Source organism: Pseudomonas cichorii (assembly GCF_003700275.1).
Classification (GTDB): Bacteria; Pseudomonadota; Gammaproteobacteria; order Pseudomonadales; family Pseudomonadaceae; genus Aquipseudomonas; species Aquipseudomonas cichorii_B.
Window position 1 is genome coordinate 1 of record NZ_RBRE01000104.1, and the last position, 3,006, is coordinate 3,006.

A 3,006-nucleotide genomic window follows, 5' to 3' on the forward strand; every position below is an offset into this window, starting at 1 on the left:
CTTCAGGCTAAGGTAAAATTTGTGAGTGAATTGCAAATTTTCGGCGAATGTCGTCTTCACAGTATAACCAGATTGCTTGGGGTTATATGGTCAAGTGAAGAAGCGCATACGGTGGATGCCTTGGCAGTCAGAGGCGATGAAAGACGTGGTAGCCTGCGAAAAGCTTCGGGGAGTCGGCAAACAGACTGTGATCCGGAGATGTCTGAATGGGGGAACCCAGCTGTCATAAGACAGTTATCTTGTACTGAATACATAGGTGCAAGAGGCGAACCAGGGGAACTGAAACATCTAAGTACCCTGAGGAAAAGAAATCAACCGAGATTCCCTTAGTAGTGGCGAGCGAACGGGGACCAGCCCTTAAGTTGATTTGAGATTAGCGGAACGCTCTGGAAAGTGCGGCCATAGTGGGTGATAGCCCTGTACGCGAAAATCTCTTATCAATGAAATCGAGTAGGACGGGGCACGAGAAACCTTGTCTGAACATGGGGGGACCATCCTCCAAGGCTAAATACTACTGACTGACCGATAGTGAACCAGTACCGTGAGGGAAAGGCGAAAAGAACCCCGGAGAGGGGAGTGAAATAGATCCTGAAACCGTATGCGTACAAGCAGTGGGAGCCCACTTTGTTGGGTGACTGCGTACCTTTTGTATAATGGGTCAGCGACTTATATTCAGTGGCAAGCTTAACCGAATAGGGGAGGCGTAGCGAAAGCGAGTCTTAATAGGGCGTTTAGTCGCTGGGTATAGACCCGAAACCGGGCGATCTATCCATGGGCAGGTTGAAGGTTAGGTAACACTGACTGGAGGACCGAACCGACTACCGTTGAAAAGTTAGCGGATGACCTGTGGATCGGAGTGAAAGGCTAATCAAGCTCGGAGATAGCTGGTTCTCCTCGAAAGCTATTTAGGTAGCGCCTCATGTATCACTGTAGGGGGTAGAGCACTGTTTCGGCTAGGGGGTCATCCCGACTTACCAAACCGATGCAAACTCCGAATACCTACAAGTGCCGAGCATGGGAGACACACGGCGGGTGCTAACGTCCGTCGTGAAAAGGGAAACAACCCAGACCGTCAGCTAAGGTCCCAAAGTCATGGTTAAGTGGGAAACGATGTGGGAAGGCTTAGACAGCTAGGAGGTTGGCTTAGAAGCAGCCACCCTTTAAAGAAAGCGTAATAGCTCACTAGTCGAGTCGGCCTGCGCGGAAGATGTAACGGGGCTCAAACCATGCACCGAAGCTACGGGTATCACCTTTTGGTGATGCGGTAGAGGAGCGTTCTGTAAGCCTGTGAAGGTGAGTTGAGAAGCTTGCTGGAGGTATCAGAAGTGCGAATGCTGACATGAGTAACGACAATGGGTGTGAAAAACACCCACGCCGAAAGACCAAGGTTTCCTGCGCAACGTTAATCGACGCAGGGTTAGTCGGTCCCTAAGGCGAGGCTGAAAAGCGTAGTCGATGGAAAACAGGTTAATATTCCTGTACTTCTGGTTATTGCGATGGAGGGACGGAGAAGGCTAGGCCAGCCTGGCGTTGGTTGTCCAGGTTTAAGGTGGTAGGCTGAGATCTTAGGTAAATCCGGGATCTCAAGGCCGAGAGCTGATGACGAGTGTTCCTAGAACACGAAGTGGTTGATGCCATGCTTCCAAGAAAAGCTTCTAAGCTTCAGGTAACCAGGAACCGTACCCCAAACCGACACAGGTGGTTGGGTAGAGAATACCAAGGCGCTTGAGAGAACTCGGGTGAAGGAACTAGGCAAAATGGCACCGTAACTTCGGGAGAAGGTGCGCCGGTGAGGGTGAAGGACTTGCTCCGTAAGCTCATGCCGGTCGAAGATACCAGGCCGCTGCGACTGTTTATTAAAAACACAGCACTCTGCAAACACGAAAGTGGACGTATAGGGTGTGACGCCTGCCCGGTGCCGGAAGGTTAATTGATGGGGTTAGCGCAAGCGAAGCTCTTGATCGAAGCCCCGGTAAACGGCGGCCGTAACTATAACGGTCCTAAGGTAGCGAAATTCCTTGTCGGGTAAGTTCCGACCTGCACGAATGGCGTAACGATGGCGGCGCTGTCTCCACCCGAGACTCAGTGAAATTGAAATCGCTGTGAAGATGCAGTGTATCCGCGGCTAGACGGAAAGACCCCGTGAACCTTTACTATAGCTTTGCACTGGACTTTGAATTTGCTTGTGTAGGATAGGTGGGAGGCTTTGAAGCGTGGACGCCAGTCTGCGTGGAGCCAACCTTGAAATACCACCCTGGCAACTTTGAGGTTCTAACTCAGGTCCGTTATCCGGATCGAGGACAGTGTATGGTGGGTAGTTTGACTGGGGCGGTCTCCTCCTAAAGAGTAACGGAGGAGTACGAAGGTGCGCTCAGACCGGTCGGAAATCGGTCGTAGAGTATAAAGGCAAAAGCGCGCTTGACTGCGAGACAGACACGTCGAGCAGGTACGAAAGTAGGTCTTAGTGATCCGGTGGTTCTGTATGGAAGGGCCATCGCTCAACGGATAAAAGGTACTCCGGGGATAACAGGCTGATACCGCCCAAGAGTTCATATCGACGGCGGTGTTTGGCACCTCGATGTCGGCTCATCACATCCTGGGGCTGAAGCCGGTCCCAAGGGTATGGCTGTTCGCCATTTAAAGTGGTACGCGAGCTGGGTTTAGAACGTCGTGAGACAGTTCGGTCCCTATCTGCCGTGGACGTTTGAGATTTGAGAGGGGCTGCTCCTAGTACGAGAGGACCGGAGTGGACGAACCTCTGGTGTTCCGGTTGTCACGCCAGTGGCATTGCCGGGTAGCTATGTTCGGAAAAGATAACCGCTGAAAGCATCTAAGCGGGAAACTTGCCTCAAGATGAGATCTCACTGGAACCTTGAGTTCCCTGAAGGGCCGTCGAAGACTACGACGTTGATAGGTGGGGTGTGTAAGCGCTGTGAGGCGTTGAGCTAACCCATACTAATTGCCCGTGAGGCTTGACCATATAACACCCAAGCAATCTGCGAAGAA

General features: G+C 51.9%; 1 rRNA gene. It reads left to right on the forward strand.

Features of this window, described 5'->3' with window-relative positions:
• Positions 1-88 precede the first annotated feature (88 nt).
• Positions 89-2,980: ribosomal RNA gene (locus ALQ04_RS26655) — 23S ribosomal RNA — on the forward strand.
• Positions 2,981-3,006 lie beyond the last annotated feature (26 nt).